The 24,669-nt window shown below is 66.2% G+C and carries 18 protein-coding genes and 4 pseudogenes; 13 read left to right on the top strand and 9 right to left on the bottom strand.

From position 1 onward, the window contains the following. Positions 1-1,629 precede the first annotated feature (1,629 nt). Positions 1,630-2,310, top strand: coding sequence for a S1 family peptidase (locus A3CO_RS36700; RefSeq protein ID WP_157647373.1), 681 nt, complete (start codon positions 1,630-1,632; stop codon positions 2,308-2,310). A 1,453-nt stretch (positions 2,311-3,763) separates the two neighbouring features. Here the strand turns inward: A3CO_RS36700 and A3CO_RS36695 are convergent. The 4 genes and pseudogenes from A3CO_RS36695 to A3CO_RS38660 form a co-directional block, all read right to left on the bottom strand. Beyond that, positions 3,764-3,931: pseudogene (locus tag A3CO_RS36695) on the bottom strand (IS110 family transposase); the annotation flags it as partial. Positions 3,932-4,384: 453 nt separating this feature from the next. Then, positions 4,385-5,323: a tyrosine-type recombinase/integrase gene (locus tag A3CO_RS0110155; protein WP_157647371.1), complete on the bottom strand. Its 939-nt coding sequence runs from the start codon at positions 5,321-5,323 to the stop codon at positions 4,385-4,387. Between the two features lie 350 nt (positions 5,324-5,673). Then, positions 5,674-5,997 (bottom strand): hypothetical protein, encoded by a 324-nt coding sequence (locus tag A3CO_RS38665; RefSeq protein ID WP_018332136.1) that lies wholly within the window; start codon positions 5,995-5,997, stop codon positions 5,674-5,676. Between the two features lie 98 nt (positions 5,998-6,095). Further along, the gene (locus tag A3CO_RS38660; protein WP_018332135.1) at positions 6,096-6,464 is read right to left on the bottom strand and encodes a hypothetical protein; all 369 of its coding nucleotides are present in this window, start codon (positions 6,462-6,464) and stop codon (positions 6,096-6,098) included. Between the two features lie 194 nt (positions 6,465-6,658). Here A3CO_RS38660 and A3CO_RS40345 point away from each other — a divergent pair. From A3CO_RS40345 to A3CO_RS37980, 6 genes and pseudogenes are all read left to right on the top strand, one after another. Beyond that, positions 6,659-6,967: pseudogene (locus tag A3CO_RS40345) on the top strand (AAA family ATPase); the annotation flags it as partial. Between the two features lie 24 nt (positions 6,968-6,991). Beyond that, positions 6,992-8,899, top strand: coding sequence for an AAA family ATPase (locus A3CO_RS38655; RefSeq protein WP_169510935.1), 1,908 nt, complete (start codon positions 6,992-6,994; stop codon positions 8,897-8,899). Positions 8,900-9,547: 648 nt separating this feature from the next. Continuing rightward, complete coding sequence (locus A3CO_RS0110145) at positions 9,548-9,871, top strand: hypothetical protein (protein ID WP_018332134.1); 324 nt, start codon at positions 9,548-9,550, stop codon at positions 9,869-9,871. A 66-nt stretch (positions 9,872-9,937) separates the two neighbouring features. Next, positions 9,938-10,450 carry a hypothetical protein gene (locus A3CO_RS0110140; RefSeq protein ID WP_018332133.1) on the top strand — a complete coding sequence of 171 codons (513 nt, stop codon included), beginning with the start codon at positions 9,938-9,940 and terminating at the stop codon, positions 10,448-10,450. A 189-nt stretch (positions 10,451-10,639) separates the two neighbouring features. Beyond that, positions 10,640-10,960, top strand: coding sequence for a hypothetical protein (locus tag A3CO_RS37985; protein ID WP_157647369.1), 321 nt, complete (start codon positions 10,640-10,642; stop codon positions 10,958-10,960). Positions 10,961-12,219: 1,259 nt separating this feature from the next. Next, positions 12,220-13,086 carry a hypothetical protein gene (locus tag A3CO_RS37980; RefSeq protein ID WP_157647367.1) on the top strand — a complete coding sequence of 289 codons (867 nt, stop codon included), beginning with the start codon at positions 12,220-12,222 and terminating at the stop codon, positions 13,084-13,086. Between the two features lie 1,459 nt (positions 13,087-14,545). On the opposite strand, the gene A3CO_RS0110125 is transcribed toward A3CO_RS37980, so the two are convergent. The 3 genes from A3CO_RS0110125 to A3CO_RS0110115 are packed head-to-tail and all read right to left on the bottom strand — an operon-like array spanning position 14,546 to position 17,077. Continuing rightward, positions 14,546-15,523: a fumarylacetoacetate hydrolase family protein gene (locus A3CO_RS0110125; RefSeq protein WP_018332130.1), complete on the bottom strand. Its 978-nt coding sequence runs from the start codon at positions 15,521-15,523 to the stop codon at positions 14,546-14,548. A gap of 10 nt (positions 15,524-15,533) precedes the next feature. Then, the gene (locus tag A3CO_RS0110120) at positions 15,534-16,478 is read right to left on the bottom strand and encodes an MBL fold metallo-hydrolase (RefSeq protein ID WP_018332129.1); all 945 of its coding nucleotides are present in this window, start codon (positions 16,476-16,478) and stop codon (positions 15,534-15,536) included. Next, a complete protein-coding gene (locus tag A3CO_RS0110115) occupies positions 16,475-17,077 on the bottom strand; it encodes a TetR/AcrR family transcriptional regulator (RefSeq protein WP_157647365.1) in 603 nt (200 codons plus the stop codon). The genes A3CO_RS0110120 and A3CO_RS0110115 overlap by 4 nt, the downstream gene beginning before the upstream one ends. A gap of 90 nt (positions 17,078-17,167) precedes the next feature. Between A3CO_RS0110115 and A3CO_RS0110110 the strand changes: the two genes are divergently transcribed. From A3CO_RS0110110 to A3CO_RS40340, 5 genes and pseudogenes are all read left to right on the top strand, one after another. After that, complete coding sequence (locus tag A3CO_RS0110110) at positions 17,168-19,549, top strand: xanthine dehydrogenase family protein molybdopterin-binding subunit (protein WP_084681688.1); 2,382 nt, start codon at positions 17,168-17,170, stop codon at positions 19,547-19,549. Further along, positions 19,546-20,424 carry an FAD binding domain-containing protein gene (locus A3CO_RS0110105; RefSeq protein ID WP_018332126.1) on the top strand — a complete coding sequence of 293 codons (879 nt, stop codon included), beginning with the start codon at positions 19,546-19,548 and terminating at the stop codon, positions 20,422-20,424. The genes A3CO_RS0110110 and A3CO_RS0110105 overlap by 4 nt, the downstream gene beginning before the upstream one ends. Next, entirely contained in the window at positions 20,421-20,903 is a 483-nt protein-coding gene (locus A3CO_RS0110100) for a (2Fe-2S)-binding protein (RefSeq protein WP_018332125.1), read from the top strand. The genes A3CO_RS0110105 and A3CO_RS0110100 overlap by 4 nt, the downstream gene beginning before the upstream one ends. A gap of 1,737 nt (positions 20,904-22,640) precedes the next feature. Beyond that, positions 22,641-22,943 (top strand): hypothetical protein, encoded by a 303-nt coding sequence (locus A3CO_RS37975; protein ID WP_157647363.1) that lies wholly within the window; start codon positions 22,641-22,643, stop codon positions 22,941-22,943. Between the two features lie 205 nt (positions 22,944-23,148). Further along, positions 23,149-23,280: pseudogene (locus A3CO_RS40340) on the top strand (recombinase family protein); the annotation flags it as partial. A gap of 87 nt (positions 23,281-23,367) precedes the next feature. Here A3CO_RS40340 and A3CO_RS40335 read toward each other — a convergent pair. Together A3CO_RS40335 and A3CO_RS39405 are read right to left on the bottom strand one after the other, a co-directional pair. Beyond that, positions 23,368-23,550 (bottom strand): SAM-dependent methyltransferase, encoded by a 183-nt coding sequence (locus tag A3CO_RS40335; RefSeq protein ID WP_425393408.1) that lies wholly within the window; start codon positions 23,548-23,550, stop codon positions 23,368-23,370. Positions 23,551-23,633: 83 nt separating this feature from the next. Then, positions 23,634-24,233: pseudogene (locus A3CO_RS39405) on the bottom strand (SAM-dependent methyltransferase); the annotation flags it as partial. A 262-nt stretch (positions 24,234-24,495) separates the two neighbouring features. Between A3CO_RS39405 and A3CO_RS36675 the strand changes: the two are divergent. Then, positions 24,496-24,669 (top strand): histone-like nucleoid-structuring protein Lsr2 (locus A3CO_RS36675; protein WP_033414227.1); only part of this gene is annotated, 174 nt, incomplete at its 3' end.

Here is a 24,669-nt window from a genome sequence, read left to right as displayed (position 1 = left end):
TCCGGACCAGGACAACGCACGTACCCGGCGGCGGGCGGGGCGGTTGTCGAGCGAGCAACGGCGGCCTGGTGCGGCACGGCCACCGACTCCGCGTGCCGCGCAGAACGAAAGGGGTGCCGATCTGAGGCGCAGGGGCAGGGCGGGCCGCGACCGCGCGCCGCCACCGGTTGACGCGTCGGACATGTCGTGGTGACCAGCAGTGAGGCATAGTCCCCGTCGCGCAGTGGCGCCGACCGAATGCGTCGGAGGCGCGGCACGGCTCGAAGTGGCAGTGATGCCCCCGCAGCGCACCGATGAGCTCTCCGCTCTCCGCGTCCTCGACAGGACCAGCGCCGTGCTGTTCGCGCCTGCGCGCCCCGCGGTACCCGCGTCGCGCCTCGCCCACGCCGCCACTCTGGCCCACCAGCGCGCCGCACCCGCCCCTCGAGAACGCGGCGGACCCTTTGGCGCCTGCGGCCACGGAAGAAACCGACAGTCAACGCTCAGCGGGTGGTGCCCGCCAGCCCGCGGTTACCGGTCGATGACGTCCCCCGTGCTGGAGGCCCCAAAGCCGCGATAACTCCGATTATCGCGCTAGTGGTATTGGCTGAGATCCAGTCTGAATCGAACACATCCCGCGATTCCTGCTTTGCGATGCGCGAGGCGAGGCCCCGGGCCGCGATATCGCCTGTTATCACGATGTTTGCTTAGGACTCCCGAACCGGGCCCGCAGCATCCCAACCGGAGGCGGTGACGGCGAGTTGGCCGAGAGCCCGTGGGCCGACGGGATCGAGACGGCTGACGGAAGCACGAGCGGACGACTAAGCTCAGTATGTGTCGGGCTCCTTCGGCTGGCTCCGGCCTCGGTCACGACGTCTTCGAGCCAACCGTGGAGGAGCGGGAGCCGAAAGCCCCAGCGCGGCGACCGGAACCACGCGCGTGGCGTGTATTGCCGGACCTCCCACCCGGAGACGGTGCGCGTCCACAAGAGTTTACGGGAGCTGCAGACCTGCCAGAGCAACGGAGGGGCGAAGTGGATCGCAAATGTTATCGCTGCGCGGATCTGATCGAAAACGAGGACGCCTTCTTTAGTGTCGTCCTCGAGGAAGACATCCTGATGGACGGGCAGATTTTGGTGAACGACTCGGACCCCCTCCTCCTAACCTGCGAGGAGTGCACGCCGTCTCGTGACGACGTAGTGCGAGCGCTCCAGCAGGCGGGATTTCCCGCGACGTAGGCCAGCGAGCCGGCGGCCACACGAGCTAAGGGTCTCGTCGACCCGAAGATCGGCGGGCTTGGGAACTATTGCAGGACAGGGACACACCCGAGCTCGCGCATGATGACCGCTAGTTCCCTAGCTGGCGTCGATGTCGCGATAGCCCCGTTATCCATGCATGAACCGCCACTGAGACTCGTCACTATTGCTGACGGCTGGGCCAGAGCGAGGCGTAGGCGACGGAACCTACTGCAGCACACCGGTAAGCGGAGCCCAGACACCCGATTGCTCTCTTGGGTCGCCTCGGCGGTGCGTTAGTAGGTAGGAGCGACGTGGGCCCCCGGAGATTCCTTGACCAGGGGCCGTCGGAGGCTCGAAGAAGGTCCCGGGTTGAGCGCAGAGAGCCCTCGGTGCAGCGTATGTAGAATGTGTGCGTGATCACGGCGGAAGTGTGGCAATGCGTCCTCCAGGTCCAGGGCGAGGATGCGTTCACGAAGGGAAACGGGACTGGCACCTTGCTGAGGCTGGACGGCCGACAAGTCTTGATCACGGCGGACCATCTTACGACTGGAGAGCCAGAGGAGTACTTCAACTTCCGCGCGCCATTCATCACAGGAAGCGGATGGAGCTACAAGCCGCTGGTGCGGCTAAGTCAGCCGCTTCCAGGGGTCGATATCGCCGTCTTCGACTTTCCGGAGGACCACGGGGCACTCCTGAACGATTCCCTTCCATTAGGGATGGATGACGCTGGCTTCTCTCAAGATGTCTTTCTATTAGGTCACCCATACGGACTGTCTCTGCAACTCGGGTCTGAGGCCGACCGGTTCGAACTACCGCTGGTGAAGAAAGGAATTCTGGCGGGACAGAAATTCGAGCACGACGTAAAGAGTGTATTCGTCGATTGCATAGCAAACCCAGGATTCTCCGGGGGTCCTGCCGTTTTCCAGGTTACCGGGTCTAATCGCTGGAAGTTCTTGGGCGTCATCAAGGGTCAATACGTTCAAGATCCTCCTGAGGGTGACATCGAAGGGCTGGCCCGAACGCCTGCGGGCATCACCCATGTAACAGAGATCAGCTCCGGGCTGAGAAGATTGCGTGAGGTCCGGGACTTCTAGCGATTCCAGGTGTTCCGGTCTTCTGCCTCGCGAAACTCTCAGTGGATCAGCGGTCGAACGCCGATTAAGGTGCAGATGCCGCGGTAAGGATCACTGTCTCGGCATGTTGGAGCACCTCAAGGCGCTACTTCCGCTCACTTCTCGCTTGTGTCTCGTCGACTCGACCGGGCAGGACCACACCGAGCCGCGGGTGGTGGGCCGGGTCATCGGGGACCACCCGCACTCATAGGGGCCGGCGCTGGTGCGCCGGGTGTGCCCGGCCCCCGTGGGCCGGGCACACACCCCTCCTGTCTTCGACCCGGGCGCGCGCTCCTTCGACCGGCTCGACCCCGCGTGGCAAGCCGGTGCTGGGATAAAGGAAATGTTATTCAACCGTGGCTGCGACGGCAGTCCCTGTTCGCTATCGTCCGCACGATGGGCCATGAGGCGGCCGGGATGCTGTTTGTGTTGTTCGTGTGGCTCGGCGGACCGATAAGCGCGGCGGTTGCCGGCCTCGCCTGGATGGTGTGGTGTACGAGACCGATGACGAGGCCCGGCTCCAAGCGATCGAGACCGGAAAAGAGGTTGGCGGACAGGCGAGACGTGATCACATCGTGTTCGGAACTATAGGCACATTCGCGTCACTAGTCTGCCTTGTTTTTCTCGGTCTTTTCATCCGGCTCCTCGCGGTTCCGTAGAGGGACCGGTCTCGATTTGCCGGATCGGATACCCCACTGGCGGGAGGCGTCCGTCTACGACAACATAGGGCAAACCACAACTGCAATTTGCGGCAGGGTCCATCGGATAGTGCGGCGAGTCTATCGAGGATGCTGACGACGTGGAGGGTCAGATTCCTGCGTTGGCGGGCAGGCCGGAAGGTGGGGCTCGATGCCGGACGTGAGGTCGTGAATGGGCGCGCCATAAAGGCGACCACAGATCCAGGTCACTACGAGACTCCCGACGCAGAGCCCAGGCACGCGACTCGTCTGGCACCCAGTACGGGTCGGACTTCGGTGGACAAAGCCGCGCCGACGGCCACGCTCAACAGCCCAAGCCCGGGGCAGGCGTCACGCCGCCGGACCTCCTTGCGTGTGTCTACTCGTGCTCTACGCTGCATGTTCATGAAGCTCGCCGGTATGGGTCGGGACGTGTCACGGTGCGTGGCCGGCGCGGTCTCATGACCGAGGACTATCGCACCCAGGCGGCACACTTCCCCTGCCCTCGCGCAAGCGGTGCGTGCTGCAGGTTCTCGTCCGGGGCGCGAGCGTCGCGGCAGCCCTGATATATATTTGCTACGCGGACTACGCTTTACATCACCCCATTTCTGAAGGATCGGGTTGGCTCGTCAGTATCGGCGCCTTAATCGCCTTGGGTGTCGTTGGCTGGTGCGGAGTGGCGATGCTCCTCGCGCTCGGTGATCTGTTCGCGGACGATAGCGCCAGAGGACGACGCCGCTGGTAGCGATCGCGACCGTGGGTTGGTCGACCACGACCAGCTCCCGGCCGTGCTCGGCGAGACGGCCGAACACCGCGCGGAGTGCAGCTTCGTCGTTTGGCGGCGCCTTGTCGTAGAGCCGCTGGCCGGTCGCGTCGAGGGCGCAGGCATGGTGCTCGGACTTGCCGACGTCCAGCCCGCAGAACACCGCGAGCGGTACCGAGGCGGGGCGGGGTTGCTCAACCGCGGCTCCTTGCTCGTCGCGGCAGGCTGACCTGGACACCCCCGCCGGCAGCCATGTTACGGACAGACTTCGCGAGCGGGTCAGGTCTCTATCAGCGGTTGTTGGCGCCCTCCGGCCACGGTGACAACACCCCCCCAGCATCGTCGACAGGGGCGCTCAGCCATGCCGTGGGCGGCGGTCTGCAAGCCTCACCGGGCTTGATCGAAAAGGTAACAGGGCTCCGGCTCGGGCCGCAGCCCTGCAGTCGACCGTGCTGCGGCAGTAGGTCCAAGGGGCATCGAGGACGATCAGGGGCCGGTCGGCGCGCGACGCAATCACGATGACGCGATAACTCCAAATATCGCGGCATCCAGTGGCGAGCGCGCCGCCGCGTGGCTCCCGTCTACCTCGCCAGCGTCGACTGGTTGTGGACCCGCTTCATGACGACTCCGGAACGTATGATGGCCTTCTAGCGAGCCACTCGGACAGCGCGTAGGTGGGGGAGCGGTCAAGGTCCTCGCGCGCACGGTCGTAGCGACGGGTGGTGCGGGCATCGCGGTGGCCGGCGAAGTCCTGCACGTCGCGCAGCGGTGCGCCGGCGTCGAGCGCGAGGGTGATCGCGGTGTGGCGCAGCGAGTGAGGGGAGAGCTTGGCCCACGACGCGATTCCGGCATCCCGAGCGGTGCGCCGCACGAGCACCCAAGCCGCCTTCGGGGTGAGCCGCCGCCCGGTGCGGGAGGCGAATAGGGGGCCGGTGAGTTCGTGTCGACCGCAGCCGGCGGCAGCGGCTCGGTGCTCGAGGTAGTGCAGCAGCGCCTCGACGGTGGCCTCGGCGAGGGCGATGCGGGCGCGTCGGCCGCCCTTGCGTCGGATGGTCAGGGTGTCGTGCACGTCCTCGCGGCCGGGATGGCGTCCAAGGTCAGTCAGGTCAGCTCCGAGGAGCTCATCGACGCGAAGTGCGTTGTGTAGGAGCAGACGGAGGACCGCTGCGTTCCGGCGCCGCTGGGGACCGCGGTCGCGGTCGACGGTGTCGAGCAGGGCGACGGCCTCTTCGCGGGTGAGCCCGAGGGTGGGGGAGTGCTGGGCGTCGACGGCGGGGCGGCGGACTGCGGCCGCGGGATTGGTGCGGGTGATGTCGAGGTCGTCTTGGTCGAGCAGGAAGCGGTAGAACGAGGACAGCGCCGAGAGCCGTCGCCCTGCGGAGGTGGGAGCGGCGCCGCCGTCGAGGAGGTCGGCGAGGTAGAGATCGACCTGCACCCGGCGCGCGCGCAGGGGATCGACTCCCCGTGCGGCGCACCATCGCTGCCAGATCAGCAGGTCGCCGGCGTAGGCGCGGCGTGTTCTCGGTGATCGGAATTTGGACAGCCAGCCGCTCACGAGCAGCCGGACCGTCGCGTCGGTCCACAGCGCGGCGGGCAGGTACTCCTCGGCGAGACCTCCGAGCAGCTCCGACGGCGGCGCCGCGCGCTGGTTCGGGACCCGAGCCAGTAACCGCCGGCCGTCATCGGCGGCGTGCTCGTGGCTGCTGTGGCCTGTGGTGCTCACGAGGCTCGACGCTAGGACCGAGATCTGTCAACGCAGCGACCGGGCCCTCTGACCTGCGTCGATGCCGCGATAATTGCGGCCAACGCGCCCTTGAGTTAAGGCTACGAAGCCGAGCGAACGCCGGTACATCGGCAGGATGCCGACCTCGGGACCGACACGGCGCAGCGGCTGCGGTCGGCGGGTTAGAGGAGATCGACTTCTAGGTCGGGGTGCACGCGACGTAGCCGGTCTGGGTCGCTGGATATCGCGGGCCACCCGCGTTCGTGGCAGATCGCCGAGACCCAGGAAGCGACCGGGTCGAAGAGGCCGTGACGTTCCCGAGCGGCGTCGATAGCTGCGTGAACGGCTGCAGAGGGCTCATCGAGCACGAGGACCGTGGGCTGGGCTAGCAAGACGTCGATGTCGGTGCCGTGGTCGGGCAGGGCGAGAAGTGCCTCGGAGACCACGGCGGAGGGGACGAGCAGGGTCACCCCGAGCTCGGAGGCGATGGTCGACCAGCTGGCCATGGCCAGTCCGCCGCGCGCCCACGATGCGAGCGCGCTCGCGTCGAGAACCTTGCCGCCGGCGAGCAGCGGGGGCGGCTCGTCGGTGGGTGGCAGTGCGCTCAGGAGGCGTCCGCTACGGGGTAGTGGCGCCGGACGAAGGCTTCGCCTGGCCAGGAGGCGCCGGCCTGGGCGTACACCGCGCGGTAGTGCTCGAGGGTGGGAGCTCCGAAGCGTGCGGCGTGGTACTCGCTGGCGGCCACGCATGCGGCGGGTCGTTCGGCCGCCCGCTGCTCGCGCGCCGCCATCTCGGCGCTGTCGAGCTCGGCGCCCTCCGATGGGACCGGGGCCGCAGCGGAGTTGGCGGGGACGATGTCTGCGATGGGGCGCCCGTCGCGGACGAGATGAACGACCGAGCCCGTCGCGGCACGCCGGATCCCCTCGGCGACGCCCTCGGCGTCGTCCGCGGAGATCTCGAACGCCTCGCTCATGGTCCAAGGTTATCGGACGGGCTCGGAGGACGGAACGCGAGCCGCTGAGCAGGGTGACCCACCCGCGGGGGTGTGCGGCTTCGCCGGGGCCCGCCCGGCCAGGCAGCTTGATCGTCGTCCCACGGCCTCGCCAGGGAGGCTCGCTGAGGAGTGAGCGGTGTCCGAATGCCGCGATAACGCCGCATATCGATGGCATGTCCTTGTCGGACGCACGTCGCGGGACGAACGGACGTGAGCTCGCCCCCCGACCGTCTCAGGGGTTTGCCCCAGAGACTCGTGCGCAGGCAGGCGCCTGCGGTGCTTGTACGCTGCATCCGACTGAACAAGTTTCGTTCAAGGTGGGGTCACACTTGCGTTTTACGAGTTTTCGCGTGGAGAACTTTAGAGGCATCAGAAGCCTAAACCTCGACGACTTACAGGACCTTGTTCTTGTAGCGGGGCCCAATGGGTGTGGAAAGTCGTGCATTCTCGACGCAATGCGACTACTCAAATCTCTTTACGGCGGATATCAGGCTAACGAGTATCAGATGTGGCTCGGCGAATTCGGCATTAACCCGAACACGCCGGGCGAGTTATCGGGCCTGTTGCGGGATTCCAACCGCTCTATGGTTATCGAGGCAGCAATGGAGCTGTCAGAGCGCGAAGTGCGCTTCTTGCACGATCGAGCGACACAGGTTGTTGTACCCCTGGTGTGGCGTGAGATCGCGAACGTTGATGTACGCGGGGTCGGATTCCACCTCTCAACTATTCCCTTGTTACAAATCCATGGCGACGCTGTCGCCAACAGAGCGGCAGAGCGGGCCGAGCAGTTGAAAGCGGAGCTGAGTGCGCCCAGCTTCAAGTTGAGAATTGAGGTCAACCCGCTTGGGCATCCGCTCATCCATGAGTGCTTACCAATTCAGATGGTGTTTGAGAATTACGAGCCAGGCGCTCTAGGCGTGTTGGAGTACCACAGCGCTTCTCGCATCTACGAACGAGAAGCAGTGGGAGGCGTGAACCTCAATCTCGACGCGGTGACTGAACAGCGCCGTACGCAGTCGCTGTACAACTGGCGTGAGAAGTACAAGAACGTGAAGTCTGAGTTAGCCGCGCATTATGTTAGAGAAACGATAGCGCAGAAATCGGGCGTAGCCGGTCGTTTTCCCGACCTAAACGAGACCCTGACGGCTCTCTTCGAGCAATTTTTTCCAGATAAGTCGTATCACGGTCCTCGCGCAAGTCCAGCAGGTTTAGTTGATTTCCCGGTATGGATCGACGGGAAACCCGCTCATGATATCGACGAGCTTAGTTCTGGCGAGAAAGAATTGGTTTACGGCTACCTACGCCTACGCAACTCCGCGCCTCACAGCTCGGTGCTGCTGATCGACGAACCGGAGCTTCACTTAAACCCGAGATTGCTCCAAGGCATGCCTGATTTTTACCATAAATACCTAGGCAGTGAACTGGGGAACCAGCTATGGCTGGTCACTCATTCAGACGCCCTGTTGCGACAGGCAGTTGGTAGGCAGACCTATTCCGTCTTTCACATGGCCTCCGCCGCTGGACCAGACGCTCCAGACTCTCAGGCAATCGCGATTTCGGCAAACGACGAAATGGAGAGGGCCGTTGTCGATATCGTTGGAGATCTTGCTGCTTACCGCCCTCGCGGCAAGGTAGTTATTGTCGAAGGTGACCCGGACTCAGCTGTCGATGTAGAGATCATTGGCCGCCTCTTCCCTGAATTCGAGAAGCGGGTAAACCTTGTCTCTGGAGGAAACAAGAGTCGTGTACGCGACCTCTATGCCGTGCTGTCGCAGGCAGCGGAGGACGCGGGACTAGCCGACCGCTTCTACGCTATTACCGATCGCGACCATTCTTCGCTTGAGTCAGCTGCCGGGGACAACGTGATGAAATGGGATAGTTACCATATCGAAAACTACCTATTGGATCCGTCCTATCTTCGAAAGGCGATCCTCGCTGTCCGGGGCACTACGAAAACTCCGTCAGAGCAGGATATCGAGGGATGGCTTTTGTCGAGCGCAAAAGACCTTGTTGAACGCTTGGTTCTCGAATTTCTACAGGGCGAGGTCAATGATCGGTTGGTGTCAAGTATTAGGGTCGGTGCAAATCCGACGACTAGGACGCCTGCATCTGACCTGATTCCATCGATCAAGGGTTCGGCTGAGAGGGTTGCAGCCGCTGCCCACGATCTAGTCACGACCGGCGGGCTTGAGGAAAGGGAAGCTGAGTTTCGCGAAAGCCTGATTGCGGCGCTGGATACGGGCACTTGGAAGAAGGAATTTCCTGGCCGAAGGCTACTCAACAGCTTAGTCGATCAACACCTTGAAGGGATATCTTATGTAGTGTTCCGCAATTTAGTGTTGGACAAGATGGCAGAGGCATCCTATCGACCGGCTGGCATGGCTGAAGTTCTGGAGGCAGTGGTGAAGGACTGACCCTAATCGCCATTAGGCGATTCTTCGCGCGGGAACAGATGCGGGTAGCGCGACACTCAAACAGGCGATACCGCGATAACTCCATTTATCGCGGCATCTGCGACCGAGATTGAGTCCGGCACCTACCGCCACGAGCAGCAGCTCCCAAGCACCCGGGCCTCTCGCCGCGGAGTGGTAGACCACCGTCGCCACGGCGACCCGGGCGATGCAGCAGCTCACAGTCGAGGGTCTGGTCATCTCCCGCGGCCGCTCCAGCCGGGTCGTGAACAGCAGCCGCCAGCGCCACGACGGCGAGCACCAAGACCACGAGCCCAGCTCGAGCATCGGGGACAGCTCCCACGAGGCCGTGACGCGGCGTGGGGCGGCTCAAGGCCACGCGGCCCAGAACCCCGAGGAACCGGCTGCGCCGGGCTGCCGTGTTGGCGGCGGCCGGGTTTGCCCGGCCGTCCCTCCCCAGCAAGGGCCGCGAACCATCTTGACCGGCAACCGGGGCGGACCAGCTCAGCGACGTCGAGGCCGCTCAAGATCGTTCGCTTCCTCCCTTGCTGGCGAGCCTCTGACGGCCGAGCGGGCCGCAGGCGCGGTGGAGTCGGGGACAGCCCCACCCATAGCGCCCGCCGCCGACACGGCACACCACTGGAGGCCCCCATGACCAACCTCGCCGCCCTCCTTGCCACCTGGCAGCAGTGGAACGCCCACCAGGTCACGACCCATGTCTCCGGGCACGAGGCAGAGGGGCCCGCCGTCAGTGCCCTGGACGCCCTGCGGGACACCGCCGAGCTCGTCGAGCTGCTGTCCGGGTGGCAGTTGCAGGCCGTCCACGCGGTCCGCCGGGAGGGGGCGAGCTGGGAGCAGATCGCCGCGACCACCCGGACCACCGTCGAGCAGGCGCGGGCGGAGTACGCGGCCGTGCTCGGCTGCCAGGAGCAGGTCCTCGGCCGCAACGTCAGCGGGTACTACGAGGTGCTGTAGCCGCTCGCCCAGACCCAGTTCCGCCGCAGCACTGTGCGACTTGTGAGTCCCGCTAGTGTCACTGCGGTGGTCCGGAAGATCATCGCGTCGCGGCGCTGGCAGTGGACGGGACTCGGGGCTGCCCTCGCGTTCGCTGTCCTGCGGGTGGTTCTCGCCGGCTCCGTGTGTCCCGAAACCGCCATCCTCGCGGCGAGTCTCGTCTTCGGGCTGCTGCTGATCGTCCTGCCCGCCCAGGACACCCGAGGAGCCGAGCTTTGGGAGCTGTGTGACGCGTTCAAACCGCTCGCGCGCGCGGATCGGAGGGCCGTCAAGAGGGCAGTGCGGGAACAGCAGCACATGCCGCCCGGTCTGCTGGTCGCAGGAGAGACCTACGCGCGAGCGCGGGTACGCAACAGCGAGCGGCTGCCATGGACGTTGGCCGGGTTCGCGCTGCTCTCGACGTCCAGCTCCTGGTTTCCCTGGACCCTGCTCATTGTCGCCTTTGCCCTCGTGCTCGGTGCCGTGGTTGTGATTCGCGGGTCTCGATGGAGGCGGGACCACCTGTCGGTCGTCGGACGGCGACGCGCCACCGTCGAGTAGCACGCCAAGATCAATGCAGCATTGAGGCAGCAGGAGGCCCGGCAGCAGGTTCCGGAGCGCTGGACGTAAGAACACAAAACAGCAGGTCAGTGCCCATGCGACAGCAGCGGGGGAGACCCCGGAACCGACCGCAGGCCCGTTCACACCGAAGAAGGCCCAGGCGGAACCAAGCCAAATGAAAGAGGGCCCGTGGTGCAAAAGCAACAGTGGCTCGCGGTTGGCCTCGGCCTCACGACACTGGGCTGTGCATTGATGGCCCTTGTCCCGTTCCTCGCACGCCGCCAACGCAGCTCCGGCCAACGACACTGGCTGCTCACCGTGCCTGCGACGCTGCCGGGCGCAGCGCCCGTGGTTCTGGCCTGTCTCCCGGCTGCGGTCGTGACCGCCGTGGTTGCGACAAGCGGCCCTCTCACCGCCAACGTCGTTGGTGTCGCCGTCCTCGTGCTCTCGGGTGCGATCCTCGGCGTGACGGCCTGGCGCAACCTGCGACGGAAGACATCGGAGGATTGAGCCCAGATCGTTGTAAGAGCCGGCGGAGGTCCCTACGCAGACGCGCTCAAGCACTGAAGGCAACGCCGTAACGTGCTGGCCGTGCATGAGGACCGCCGCGAAGCTCGAAGCGAGCGGCGTGCATGGCGCGAGCACTACAGGCGAAGGCGAGCCCTCAACGGCGCGATCTTGCAGTGCGGCCTGGTCCTTGTGCTCGCCAGCCTGCTTGCAGTCGTCGCGCTGGTACAGCTCGTCGCAGCGCACCAATCGAGGGGTTGGGCGCTCCTCGCATACTCGGGAGGGCTGGCGCTCGTCGCGGGGGCACTCGTGATCGCCCTGCTGCACCGTCTCCGACGTTGAGATGCTACTCCAGTCATCCCAGGCTGAGACCAGCGCAAGATCGTCGCCCCACTTTTCCCCCGCGGAAGAGCAGAAAATGGGCCTCGCCGACCGGTAGGACCGCCGAGCGACGGCGAGACGTTCAAGCAGCTCAGAGGCCACATCGCGGACCACCGGCAGACAGCCAGTCGATAAGACGCGACATCCGCACGCCGAGCAGGTCGGGTCGTGGTCCCGGTCTCGAGCGCCCTCGACGCGCTGCGAGACTCCCACGAGCTCGTCGAACTGCTCACTCGATGGCAGTGGCAGGCCGTTGAAGCCGCGCGCCGCGATGGGGCGAGCTGGGCGCAGGTCGCTTCCGCCACCGGCACCACCATCGACCAGGCCCGCGCGGAGTACGTCGCCGTACTCGACCGCCTGGGGGAAGTAGACGGTCGCTGCACACGGACGTACTTGGCAGAGATCTAGCCCAGTCGTCGTACCCGCACGTTCGGCAGGTCGCAAATCGCACAGGAGTTCGATGGACAGGCTCGCGGAGGCAAGGAATTCTGTTCGTCCGTGAGAACTCTTCGGACCTGGCTTACGCTCCGTCGTGAGGGCCGTTCTATAAGTCTCTGGGCGGTCGTGCGTGGCTGGAGCTAGGCAGTCGACCACCGTCGCGGACGGTCGGACGATAGCTCGCTTCGACGAGCCATTCGGGTGCGTGTGCAGAATCTGGATGCGCACATGAACTCCCTAATCGTTCGGCTGCAACGATTCGTCACTTGTTCCGGCAATCACTAAGTCTGACGGTGAGCCACGCTCGACAAAGTGGTCGTCGCGATTGATGTTTCTGGCGCAAGTGGCTTTAAAACCTTGCTCTAAAGAGCACTTGCGGCTGCTCGGCAAATTCGTCGAACGTTGAGGAGGGTCGAGTGGCATTAGAGGCATGCTCCGTATGCATGGGTCTCTTCCAGGCTCCTTCCGCCGATATCGAACTCTGCCTGAAGTGCCAGGTCGAAACGGCCAATGCGCAAGATGCAAACCTGATCCAGGCCGGAGTGCGGTCCATGATTGGCGATCTCACGCCCGACGACCTGTCGAGACTCGTCGTCGCACTTACAGAGTCGCGTGCTGCAGGCGACGATCAAGTTGCCACCGGCAGAAAGCTCGCGGCTCGTGGGCTACCTGGCGCGTGGCTAGGTCAATTGAGACCAGCTGGACAGGCGGAGTGGATCGGATTGCTGGCACTGGCTGTTTCAACGCTGGCTCTAGTTCGTGATCTTTACCAGCAGGTTTCTGACTCTCGGAGCGAACACGAACTCTTCAGCTTGCTCGAACGGCTGCGTCATAAGCCAGGGCCCTCTAGTGCAGCGCAAGCTAAAGGCGATGCGATAGTTGCAGATGGGGAATGGCGTCGACTAGCGAGTTCCTCGAAAATTGTATCATATATCGCCAGCCCGTCCGATTTCCACGCCTGGACAGTTGTGTTTTCCTTGAGTGAGCACAATATTAGGACGCATCACGCATACGGCAGGATCGCAGGCCCTCTAATCTCTGGCTCGATGGGGCGCATGAGTGTCGAGAATGAGTTCTTTCACCTGACGCTCGACTACGGCGGGTTCGAACACGATTGGACACTATGTCACCGCGTGTCAATCGAAGTCGGTAAGCGAGATCTATTTGTGTATGTCGTAAAGTGCGTGTTCTCGCTCGAGTACTACAAGCCTGGATCTGGAGCAGTGAGGGAATATCAAGGCCTTAGCGCGGTGAGGCTTTTGCTGGACGCTAACTTCGAGGCAGACGCAATCGGCGCCCCGTTCCGGTAGCCAAGGTCAGTCCGCTCGACGGGAGTACTTATCACGCCGACAGACGAGGTCGAGTGGGATTGCATGATAGATCGTCTCCCCACTTCTCCCCCACGGAAGCGCGGGAAGGGGGCCGGACCGAGCGGTAGGACCGTCGAGCAGCGCCGAGTCGTTCGCGCAGCTCGCAGGCCACATCGCGGATCGCCCGCAGATGGCCGGCCCCTGCGACGCGACATCCGTCAGATTGACCCTCGTACCCGCCGGAACCGATCGCAGGCACGCTCGCACGAAGAAGGGCGCTTGCATCTATGCGACTGGCCCGGCAGGGCAGAGCCCGCGCCGCCGAGCGAGAGACCCCGAGGCCGGCCTCTGCGGTGGAGTGCCGTCCGCATGCGGCCGCCGTACGTTGGGCAGCGTGGAGAGGTTCGCGGCGTGGCAAGTCTGGCTGTTCGTTGCCATCTGCGCGTTGATCGCGAGTGCTACTAGCGTCTTGTCCGCTCTCGCCGGTAACTGGCACGATCGGGTGGGCTTCCGGGGCTCTGAACCTTGTATTGACTGGCCTTTTCGGCTCGGTCTTTCGTGTTCAGTACAAGAGGCGGGTGAGTTCCTAGCCCTCGGACGACGGTGCGAGCCGGCCGTCCCGCCGTAACTTCTAGCTCGTGGGTGGTCTCGACGGCTGGCGAATGAGGGCCGCGCTCGGCGCGGTATTCGTCGTGCTGGCTGTTGTCCGGTGGTACCAGCTGGTCGCCGGAACTGGTATCAGGACGGATGCTTGGCTGCAGTGGGCCGCAGCGATTAGCTGCACCTTCCTCGCGGTTCTGTTCTCGCTCGGCGCTTACAGGTGGTACGGCGAGCAGCGGAAGCCTCATGACCGCGCCGACGCAGCGGAGTAGCTCACCGCCGACGACGTTCCGGCTGCCCGTGCTCGTTGGTGCCAGCAGCGGCTCGGTGCAAGCTGCCCAGCGCGGGATGCGGAACCACCACGGAATGCGGAGCCGGTCAAGCGCCGCAGCAGCAGCATCACCGCAGGTCGGAACGCGTGCCTGGTGGCGGCGGTCAGGTACTGCGCGACGACCTTGTCGCACACGCCTGCGGTGGACATCGGTGGCCGCGACGGGCAGCCTTCGCGGGTATGCGGACGATCAGGACCTGGCGGGTATTTCGCTAGCAGGGTCGCGGCCTCAGCGTGCGGGCGGTCGCTCGCGGCTGGAGCTAATACGGAGTTGCCTGACAACAGTTGTACAACAACGGCAGTATCCGTGAGGTCGTTCGGACCGACGAGAGCGAGCCACACGCCCAGGCGAGGGCGGCGGCTCGGACCGGCTGGAACGGCTTCGGCTGGCTTTGAGAACGAGGGGCCGCGCTGTCGCCGTACTCGACCGGGCTGGAGCGCTGGCGAACTTCGAGCGGACCCGGTGCCGCGATAACGCCGTTTATCGCGGCATTTGGTAATCTCATCATTCCGATGAGGTCGCCGGTCTCAGAGGTCGGGGGCGGGCGTTGGCCGCGTTCGTGGGCGTGGCTGGGCTCGGGGGATCTCGACGGGGTCGGCCCCGGCCACGATTCTGTTGGACACCTGGCCGAGGCCTTCTACGGTGAGGGTGACGACGTCGCCGGGGACCAGTGGGGGCAGGTCTTGCCGCGTCGTGCCTCGCCCCCACAGTTCGCCGAGGCAGCCGCCGTTGCCGCAGGTCCCGGAGCCGAGGACGTCTCCGGGGCGGACGACGGTGCCGCGGGAGGCGTAGGCGACGAGGTCCTCGAAGTGCCAGCCCATGTTGGACAGCAGGTCTTCGCCGACCACCCGCCCGTTGACCGCGGCGGTGAGAGCGAGGGAGAGGAAGCCGTCGGAGTCGCGACGGGGCTCGAGCTCGTCGGCGGTCACGAGCCACGGGCCGAGGGTCGTCGCGGTGTCCTTGCCCTTGGCGGGACCGAGACCCACCTGCATCTCGTGGGACTGGAGGTCCCGGGCGGACCAGTCGTTGAAGATCGTGTAGCCGACGATGTGGTCACGGGCCTGCTCGGGGGAGAGGTCGCGGCCCTCACGTCCGATGACCGCGGCGACCTCGAGTTCGAAGTCGAGCACCTGAGAACCCGGTGGGACCGGGACGTCGTCGTGCGCTCCGACCATGGCGTAGGGGTTGCTGAAGTAGAACGTCGGCGCGTCGTACCAGGCCTCGGGCACCCCGGCCTCCTTGGAGACCGACCTTCGCACGCCTTCGACGTGCTCCTCGAACGCGACGAAGTCCCGCACCGTCGGGGGCTCCAGGGGAGGGAGGAGCCGGACCTGGTCGAGAGGGATGCTGTCGGCGCTCGCGGCGCCACCGGCGCGGCGCAGGCCCTCCTCGCCGTCGGCGAGCAGGCCGGCCACGGAGGTGCCGACCGGCAGCGCGTGAAGGCCGTTGTCGTCCACCACCCCGCAGTGGATGGCGCCCTCGTACTCGAAGGTCGCGAGCTTCACGTCGTTCTCCTCAGGCCAGGCAGGTCAATGGTCGGCCGCCGTTGTAGGCGACCATGTCCGCCAGGGCGCTCGGGAAGTCGATCGGACCGCCGCGACCGGCCACGGGCACGCTCAGGTCGGCGTAGGCGCGATGCAGGTTCCCGACGATGCGCTCCGGGTCCGTCCAGGCCGCGTACGGCCCCAGGTCGGTACCGCGGGCGAGTTCCAGCGGGGGGACTCCGGCGGCGTGACCGTCGCTTGCGATGTCGCGGACGAAGCGTAGGTAGCCCAGCACCTCGTCGATCATCTCCGGTCCGCCGACCGGCCCGTGGCCGGGAAGGATCGTCCGGGCTCCGAGCGGCTTGACGAAGCCTTCGAGGACCTCGATGGCGCCGAGCACGGAGCCGGAGAGCAGGAACGGTGTGCCGCCGTGGAAGAGCAGGTCGCCGGCGAAGAGCACTGACTGCTCGGGCAGCCAGACGACGACGTCGTTGGTGGTGTGGGCGGGGCCGCCGCAGTAGAGGAGCTCGGCGCGCAGGTCGTCGGCCCACAGCGTCATCCGCTCGGCGAAGGTCAGGAACGGGAGCGTCAGGTCCAGGTCGCCGTAGTCGACGTCGGTCCACACCCCGGAGTTGTGGGGCAGGCCCAGCGTCCGCATCTCGGCGCGGGCGTTCTCGTGGGCGACGATCGCCGCGCCGGGGAAGAGCCCGTTCCCGGCCGTGTGGTCGGGGTGGTGGTGGGTGTTGACCAGGGTGCGCACCGGTGCGCTGCTGACCCCGGCGATGGTGTCGTGGAAGGCGCGGGTGCGGCGCTCGGTGGAGCAGGCGTCGATCGCGGACACGCCGTCGCGAGCGACGAGGAACCCGGTGTTGTTGATCATCCAGCTGCCGTTGGGCTGGACGTAGGCGAAGACGCCGTCGGCGACCTCGGTGACGGTCGCGTTCGCGGGGTCGGTGTCGACCTGCGAGGTGCTCACGGGTTCCTCCTCGGGACCAGGACGGGCAGCAGCGTCCCGACGAGGTCGTCGGTCACCGTGGCGCCGCCGTGGGGCAGTGCAGTGGGGCCGGACACGAGTTCGACCCAGGCTGCGTTCTGGCAGGCCCCCGCGACGAGCAGCGCGCACGTCGCGAGGTCTGCGCCCTCGTCGATGCGTCCCGCGTCGCGGTGCGATACCAGCACGTCGTGGACGAGCTGCCAGGCCTGCTGCGGTCCCGTGCCCGCCTCGCGATGGGCGGTCGAGTACCGGTCGAACAGCGCCCGGTCGGCCAGAGCCGACCCGATGAGCGGGTAGCTGGCCCGGTAGAAGTCGCGCAGCGCCGCGGTGACGGCCCGCAGGGCATCCCCCGGATCGGACGTCTCCTTCGCCCTGTCGACGACCTCGTAGAGCGTGCCGGTCTCGGCTAGGCCGAAGGAGAGCACGGCCGCGAGCAACCCGCCCTTGTCGCCGAAGATGCGGAAGATGCTGCCCTCGGCGCAGCCGGCCTCTGCGGCGATCTTTTTCGTCGTGACCGCGCTGAACCCTTCGCTGCGGATCAGCTCGGAGGTCGCGGCCAGGATGCGGGTGCGGATGGTCATCGGCCGCCCTTCGTTGACACCGGCCAGGGTGACGCCCACCATACCCGTCATCGAAGTGAGTGCTCACTTCGATTCGGACAGGGAGCAGCGATGGATGCTGGCGGTGGTGCGGTGCGGCGCCTCGACGGGGACCGATACGTACGGGGGCGGGTCCGCTACCTCGACGACGAGCAGCCCGAGGGCTGCCTACACCTGGTGTTCGTGCGCAGCGTCCATGCCCACGCCTCGATCCGCGAGGTCCGGGCCGACGCGGCGCTGGCCGAGCCCGGGGTGCGGGCGGTGCTCTCCGGCGTCACAGCGTCCGGGCTCGTCGGGGACCTGGTGTGCCTGCTCCCCGAGGACCTGACCGGCGCGGCCGGCCCCCTGACGCTGCCGTGCCTCCCGGTCCAACGGATTCGGTACGCGGGGGAGCCGGTAGCGCTCGTGGTCGCCGACACCGAGGAGGCGGCGCGCCGCGGCGCGGCGCTCGTCGTGGTGGACGCGGAGCCGCTGCCACCGCTGCTCGACGTGGAGGCGGCCACCGCGCCCGGCGCCCCAGCCCAGCACCCGGCCCTGCCCGGCAACGTCGTGATGTCCGGTGTCGTCTCCGAGGGTGACGAGGCGACGGTGTTGGCAGCGGCCCCGAACGTCGTGGAGGGTGAGGTCGCGCTGGGCCGGGGGAGCGCGGTCCCGCTGGAGCCCCGGGGGTGCATCGCCCGCGTCGACGACGAGGGACGGCTCGTCGTCCGGGCGGCGACCCAGCAGCCGCACGGCCTGCGCGCGGACCTCGCCCGTCAGCTCGGTCTGCCCGAGTCCGACATCCGGGTCGTGGCCCCGCCCCTCGGCGGAGGCTTCGGGTTCAAGTTCCCGGGCCTGCCCGAGGAGCCCCTCACCTGCCTGATGGCCCTGCGGCTGCACCGCCCGGTGCGGTGGGTCGAGACCCGCGCCGAGGCCCTGCTGATCGGCGCCCGCGACTACCGGGCCCGCTACCGGGCCGGGTACGACCCGACGGGACGCGTGCTCGCCCTGTCGGTCGACCTCGACGCCGACATCGGTGCCCTCTGCGCGACCCCCGGTCCCGTCATGCCCGCCGTCGCCGCGGCGACCTTCCCCAGCGGCTACGACGTCACCGACCTCGAGGTCCGCTGGCGTGCGGTGATGACCAACAAAGGCCCGTGGAACGGAGCTCGCGGCTTCGGCAAGGAAGCCACCTGCCTGGTCACCGAATCCGTGATGGACCACGTCGCGGCCGCGACGGGCCTGGACCCGGTGGAGGTCCGCCGACGCAATCTCCTGCGTGGCGAGCAGCTCCCGCGCCGCACCTCGACCATGACGATCGACTCCGGGGACTACCACCGGGCCCTCGACATGGTCCTCGACCTCGCCCACTACGACGACCTGCGCGCTCGGCAGAGCAGCTCCACCGCGGGAACGGAACGCCTCGGGATCGGCGTCGGCTTCGAACTCACCCCGGAAGGCATCGACTACGCCGGCAGCCTTTCCCGCGGCTTCGAGACCGCCACCGTCCGACTCGACACCTCCGGTCACGCCACCGTCCTCACCGGGGTCACCAGCCCCGGCACCGGGAGCGAGACCGCGATCGCCCAGCTCGTCGCCGGCGCTCTGGGTCTCCCCGTCTCGTCGGTGCGGGTGGTGCAGGGCGACACGGACCGCACGCCCTTCGGCTCCGGGAGCTTCTCCAGCCGCGCCGTCATGACCGGCGGCACCGCCGCCTGGCTCGCCGCGCGAGACCTCCGCGCCGGTCTCGATCGCAGCGCCGCCGCCCTGCTCGGTGCGGACGTGCAGACGATCCGCGCTGCCGACGGCCTCTTCCGGGTCGACGACGACTCCGGACGCGCCATCCCCGTCGGCCCGCTGATCGCCGGTGTGCGCACCCTCGGGGACGCGCTGCCCGGTGTCGAAGGCCTGCAGCTCGAGAGCACCCGCACCTACGGACCGCAGAATCTCCAGTCCATCCCCGACCAGGACGGTCGCCTGCAGCAGTACCCGACGTACTCCTACTCGGTGCACGTCGCAGCGGTGCTCGTCGACGTCGAGACCGGCAGCGTCCGCATCGAGCGCCTCGCTGCCGTCCACGACTGCGGCACCGTCATCAACCAGAAACTCGTCGACGCCCAGCTGCACGGTGCCGTCGCGATGGGCGTCGGGATCGCCCTCTACGAGGAGGAGGGCTTCGATCCCGACGGCACCCCCACCAGCTCGGACTTCAAGCGCTACCTCCTCCCTCGCCACCCGGACATCCCGCGAATCGCGAGCGCCCACCTGGTCTCGCCCTCCCCGTTCACCGAGCTCGGCACCAAGGGCGCGGGCGAGGGTGGTGTCGGTGGGTCGGCCGCCGCGATCGCCGGCGCTGTCCGCGATGCCCTCGGCGCCGCGGGCCACCCGACCAGGACCCCGCTGACCCCGGCCCGCGTGCTCGCCGTCCTCGACGGCGTCACCGACCTCTCCGCCCTCCTCGAGGTGGCACCGTGACCGCACCGACGACCACCACCGAGCGGACCGGGTACTTCGCCCCGACCACGCGCAGGGCCGCCCTCGACCTCCTCGCCGACGGCGGACCCACCACCGTCATCGGCGGCGGCACCCTGGTCTACCCGCGGCTCGCCCGTGACGTGCCCACCCCGCGTCGCCTGGTCGACCTCGCCCGGCTCCCGGGCATCGACCGCATCACCACCGAAGGCCACGGCGTGACGACGCTCGGAGCCGCCGTGACCTACGGCGCGCTCGCGCGCTCACCGCAGACCCCGATGTTGCTGCGGATCCTCGCGGCCGGCATCACCGGCGGCCCACAGATCCGCAACCAGGGCACCGTCGGCGGGTCGGCCTGCTACGCCAACCCCTCCTCCGACGTGCCCGGCGCGCTCGTCGCCCTCGACGCGGACCTCGTGCTCGCCGACGCCTCCCGCGAACGTCGGCTGGCCGCCCGCGAGTTCTTCCGCGGTCCGTTCGCCACCGCGCTCAAGAAGGGGGAACTCCTCGTCGCCGTCGAGGTCCCCGACATCTCCGGGTCCTGGGGTTACGCCAAGCTCAAGCACGGGGGCAGTGGCTGGCCAGTCGCCACCGCCTCCGCGTTCCTCGCCCACACGGGCAACGGCTCGATCAGCGCGGTCAGCGTCTCCTTGGGCGCAGTCGCCGCCGTTCCGGTGACGGTCGACGTCCCGCCCGACCTCGCCGTCCGCGCCGCGGACGCCGACCCCTCGGCCCGCACCGGACTGCGCGACCTCGTCGAGGCCGCCGACCCCGACTGGTGGACCGACGAACAGGCCGACGCCACCTACCGCCGCCGCGTCGCCGGGGCCGTCGCAGCCCGCGCCCTCTCCCGAGCCCTGAACGGAGACCCCGCATGAGCACCACGACCGACGCCATCACCTCGGTGACCACGACCGTCGACGGAGTGCAGCTGACCTTGGCCGTGGACGGTGGCCGTGCACTGGTCGACGTGCTCCGCCAGGACCTGTCCCTCTACAGCACCCACCTCGGCTGCCGCAACGGCGACTGCGGCGCCTGCACGGTCCTCGTCGACGGCACGCCGCTCAAGTCCTGCCTCGTGCCCGTCGGCCGGATCGGGGGACGCGTCGTCGAGACCCTCGAAGGCCTCGAGGGCGACGACGGGGCCCTCCACCCCGTGCAGGAGGAGTTCCTCGACGCCGGCGCCTTCCAGTGCGGGTTCTGCCTGGCCGGGCACGTGCTGTGCACCGTCGCCGCCCTCCGGCGCGACCCCGTCCCAGCGGACCTGTCCGCCGAACTCGACGGCAACCTCTGCCGATGCACCGGCTACCAACAGATCGCCACAGCCGTCCACGCCGCCCCGAGCGCACATCGATGACGCTAGGACCACAGCGTCAAGTCCGCTAACAGCGCGATAACTCCGATTATCGCGGCAGGGGAAGGAGCCCAGTCTGGTGGTGGTCTGGCCCTAGCAGTTTGATGGCAGACCACTTCGACTCGCCCTCTTCGGCGTCCGAGTTCTGGTGCAGCCGCCGAAGCTAAGGAGCCCGGGAAGAGCTCGCGGACTATTTGCAGACCTTCGTTGACGTCGTTAGAAGCGGTCTGGCTGCCCGTTCGTCGACTCGAGGTAGTCGGCCGTATTGACCAGAAGGTAGAGGGGGACGTTGATTTCCGCCGGCCTCATGTCAAGAAGACGCATCGAATGCCTCACTGTCACGTAGTCTTCGTTCTTGGCGAGTCCACCAATCAGCTGGTGCTTAACGTAGTCTAGAAGTTTGTGTAGATTGACATCGCTGGCGTGAGCTACGACCGATTCAATTTGAACCCACTCCTCGCCAGTACTCTGTCGAGTCGCTTGCGAGACCATCACCATTTGGTGGCGTCCGTCAGGAAAGTCGAACTTGATGACAAGCTGACCGTACGGGGACACCCCGGCGATCACGTAGTTGTTCTCAAGGTAGACACGCAGCTCTGACCAAGTTGTAGACACCGTTGGGACTCCGCTTCCTGCAATACCTATTGAAATCTTTCGCTAGGTTTCTACCCGGGCGACGTTCTGAGGGCGTCACGGGCAGAGCGGTCGGCCGCTCTACGAGAGTTTCCAGAAGCCCTCGTGTGTTGCACACACCAGACCAGTATTGCGGCACTTTGGACACGTAGACCAAGAAGTCTGACCTCTGCCTTTGCACGCCTGGCATGTGTTCAGCACCTTGAAGCATCGTTCGCACTTACTTGCCATCTGTCCCCCCCAGGTGGCGCACCAGTTCAAGTACATGCTTCATCGTGGCCAGTTGGGCAAACGCTGCACCAGGGTCCGATGTTCACCCGTTGGACTGAAGATCAGCCCGACCGGGGGCGCCCGGAGGGCAAGGAGGACGCTGCATTCGAGGACGAGCAGTACGTACGGAACGAGGCAGCGATCGATGAGACGCGTTCCTCCGTCCACGCTGGGTGGTCGGTGACCAGGCTACGTGTCGGCTTTCTGGCCTGACGTTCCACGAGGGCCGGCCCTGCTGCTCAAAGATCGTGCGCCGAAGCCATCCTTAACGTCAGGGCGACGTCGCGATACTGCGCAAGAAGCCGAGCAACTGGTGGGTGCTAGCTTGACCCCGCTGTCAAAAGGGAATGTTGTGAGGTTCACACCTTCGGGGCAACGAGGTTGCAAGCCCCAGAATTTCGGGACACATTGCGGGGGGTCCACGCTCGGAGGGGGTTTGGCGTGTCGTCTCCCGATTATGACATCTGCTGCGAACGAGGCCACGTATTGTCTCGCTCGGACGCGTTCTGCGGGATTTGCGGCGCTCGTGCGGCGCCCTTTCCGGAGTCATCCCAAGCCCCCCCACTCTTAGGAGGTACGGCCGGGTGGTGGAACGCGCCTCAAGACGGACGAGGTGGGGACGGCCGGCACACCCTCGGCCTGCCCGGGCCCGATGCTTGGGCTGCTCGGTTCTCCTGGAGTCGCGTTTCGATAAGGGGCTGGACAGCATGGGCCTTCGCGGCGGTTGTCGTCCTCCTTGTCGTAGTCGTCATCTCCAATCTTCCGGCGGGCACGGCGACATCGTCGATAGATTCGTCGACAACAACTCCGTTGGGTTGCGCGAAACCCGGAGAGACCTTGACCTGCACGTACGAAAAGCTGGCTCAGACCTGCGATCTCAGTGTCAGCGACAAACCAACGCAAACGCAGGTTTCCCCTGCTTCAGGGTTTTTCGAGTTCACCTGGCTCGGATCGGACAAGAGCGTGGTCTATTATTGGTACAATCCGAACTCCGGATTTAACGGATCGGACAATTTCACCTGCTCGAATGCATCCGAAGGGATCCATCGGCAGATGTCGTTTACTCACTACCAGTGGCAGCAGCTCACTGAACCCGGAGCCATGACCCCCGCGCTACATGGCGCGATTTATGGAGGGTGAGCTACCACATTCCCCTCCTGTCACATTCCACCACTCCTCGGCGACGCTCGTGTCAGCACCCGCTCGTAGTCCTCGACCAGCGGTACGGGAGTCAACAAACGACGGTCTGCGGGACAGTCGCGGATGATCTTGGTCCTGCTGGTCGATCACGTCGCAGAACCCGTGTCCGGAGTCAAGGATCTCATCGTCGACGTTGTAATCGCATGTGAAACAACTTCGTGCTCCTACCCACGGCAGCAACGTGTCCGTGGTGGGCTACGCCAGAGTCTCGACCGATGATCAAAATCTCGACGCTCAGCGGGACGCGCTGCACGCCGCCGGATGGAGCCGAGTGGACGCACGCGACCAGGCGGAGCGATCGGATGCCGCGTTAAGGCCGGTTATCGCGATGCTGCGTTCGTGTAGGAAGTTGGCGCGTCCGAGCTCACGGGATGCGGGCAAGTCCGGCGGAGTTGCTGAGCTGCGGAGGGTCCGGGACATCGTTGTGCCAGTGGTTGATGTCGACGAGGCCTGGCTCGACCAGGTCGAGACCGCCGAAGAGCGCGCGAATTTGTGGGCGGTCGCGGAGGAAGGCCGGTGTGGCGCTGCCGCGGTAGAGCTCGACCAACGCCCGGACGTGCGTGGTGAGGTCGGGGTCGTCGTAGTCGTCGCTGCCTGGCTGATCGCGAGGAAGTTGCCCGGGACGAGAACGCGGCGGTAGCCGGCGATCATGCCTGCAGGGTCGTCGTCGTCCGAGACGAAGTGCATGAGGGCGACGGCGAGCACAGCTACTGGCTCGGTGAAGTCGAGTAGCTCGGTGACGGTCGGCGCCGACGGGACAGCCGCGGGGTCGCGGGCGTCGGCGCGGGTGATGCTGACACCGTCGACGCTGGCGAGCAGCTGCTGGCTGTGGGCCACCGCCACGGGCTCGAAGTCGACGTAGGCGACACGGGTGTCCGGGGCGAGCTCGCGGGCTACGTCGTGTACGTGGTTGACGGTGGGGATACCTGATCCGAGGTCGAGGAACTGCCGGACGCCTTATGCCACGTAGTAGCGCACCACGCGCGCCAGGAACGCCCGGTTGGCGCGAGCCCACGCTCGGACCTCGGGCATCACTTTCGTGACTTGCTCGCCCAGCTCCCGGTCGGAGGCGAAGTTGTGGGCGCCTCCGAGGTAGTAGTCGTAGAGGCGAGCAGCGTTCGGGCGCTCGAAGTCGATGCCGGCCTCCAGGGCTGTGCCGACGGTGATCGAGTAGCAGCCACCGTCAGAGGTGTGCGGTCCACCTTCGTAGCCCGGCAGCTCTGCGGTCAACGTCCCCCCCAAAGTCCCGCGCCCTCGACGACCCCCAGCTCCCTATCGCAAGGCGGGCCGGGGCATTTCGCGGACGCCCAGGGTGCCAGTCCCAAGGCTGCGCGCCCCGCGCGGTCTCGGACGACAGGCACATATGCGTCACAGCGAGCCCATAGCCTCGAGTACCGCCGCTATCTGTTAAGAATGATGTGGCAATGCCGATGTCCTTCTCGGGACCTGGCGGGATCGGTCCGATGCCCACAATNAAGGAGCTCGANAGCCCATGGCTACCCGGACCACGGTGACGTTGGTNGANGACCTCGANGGCNGCACCGCCGACGAGACCGTCCCGTTCGGCCTCGACGGGGCCGACTACGAGATCGACCTCTCGTCCGATCACGCGAAAGAGCTGCGGACCGCGGTCGAGGGCTATGTGGCTGCGGCCCGTCGTACCGGC

It is taken from the genome of Actinomycetospora chiangmaiensis DSM 45062 (assembly GCF_000379625.1).
Taxonomy (GTDB): domain Bacteria; phylum Actinomycetota; class Actinomycetes; order Mycobacteriales; family Pseudonocardiaceae; genus Actinomycetospora; species Actinomycetospora chiangmaiensis.
This window is presented reverse-complemented; position numbering and strand designations above follow the sequence as displayed.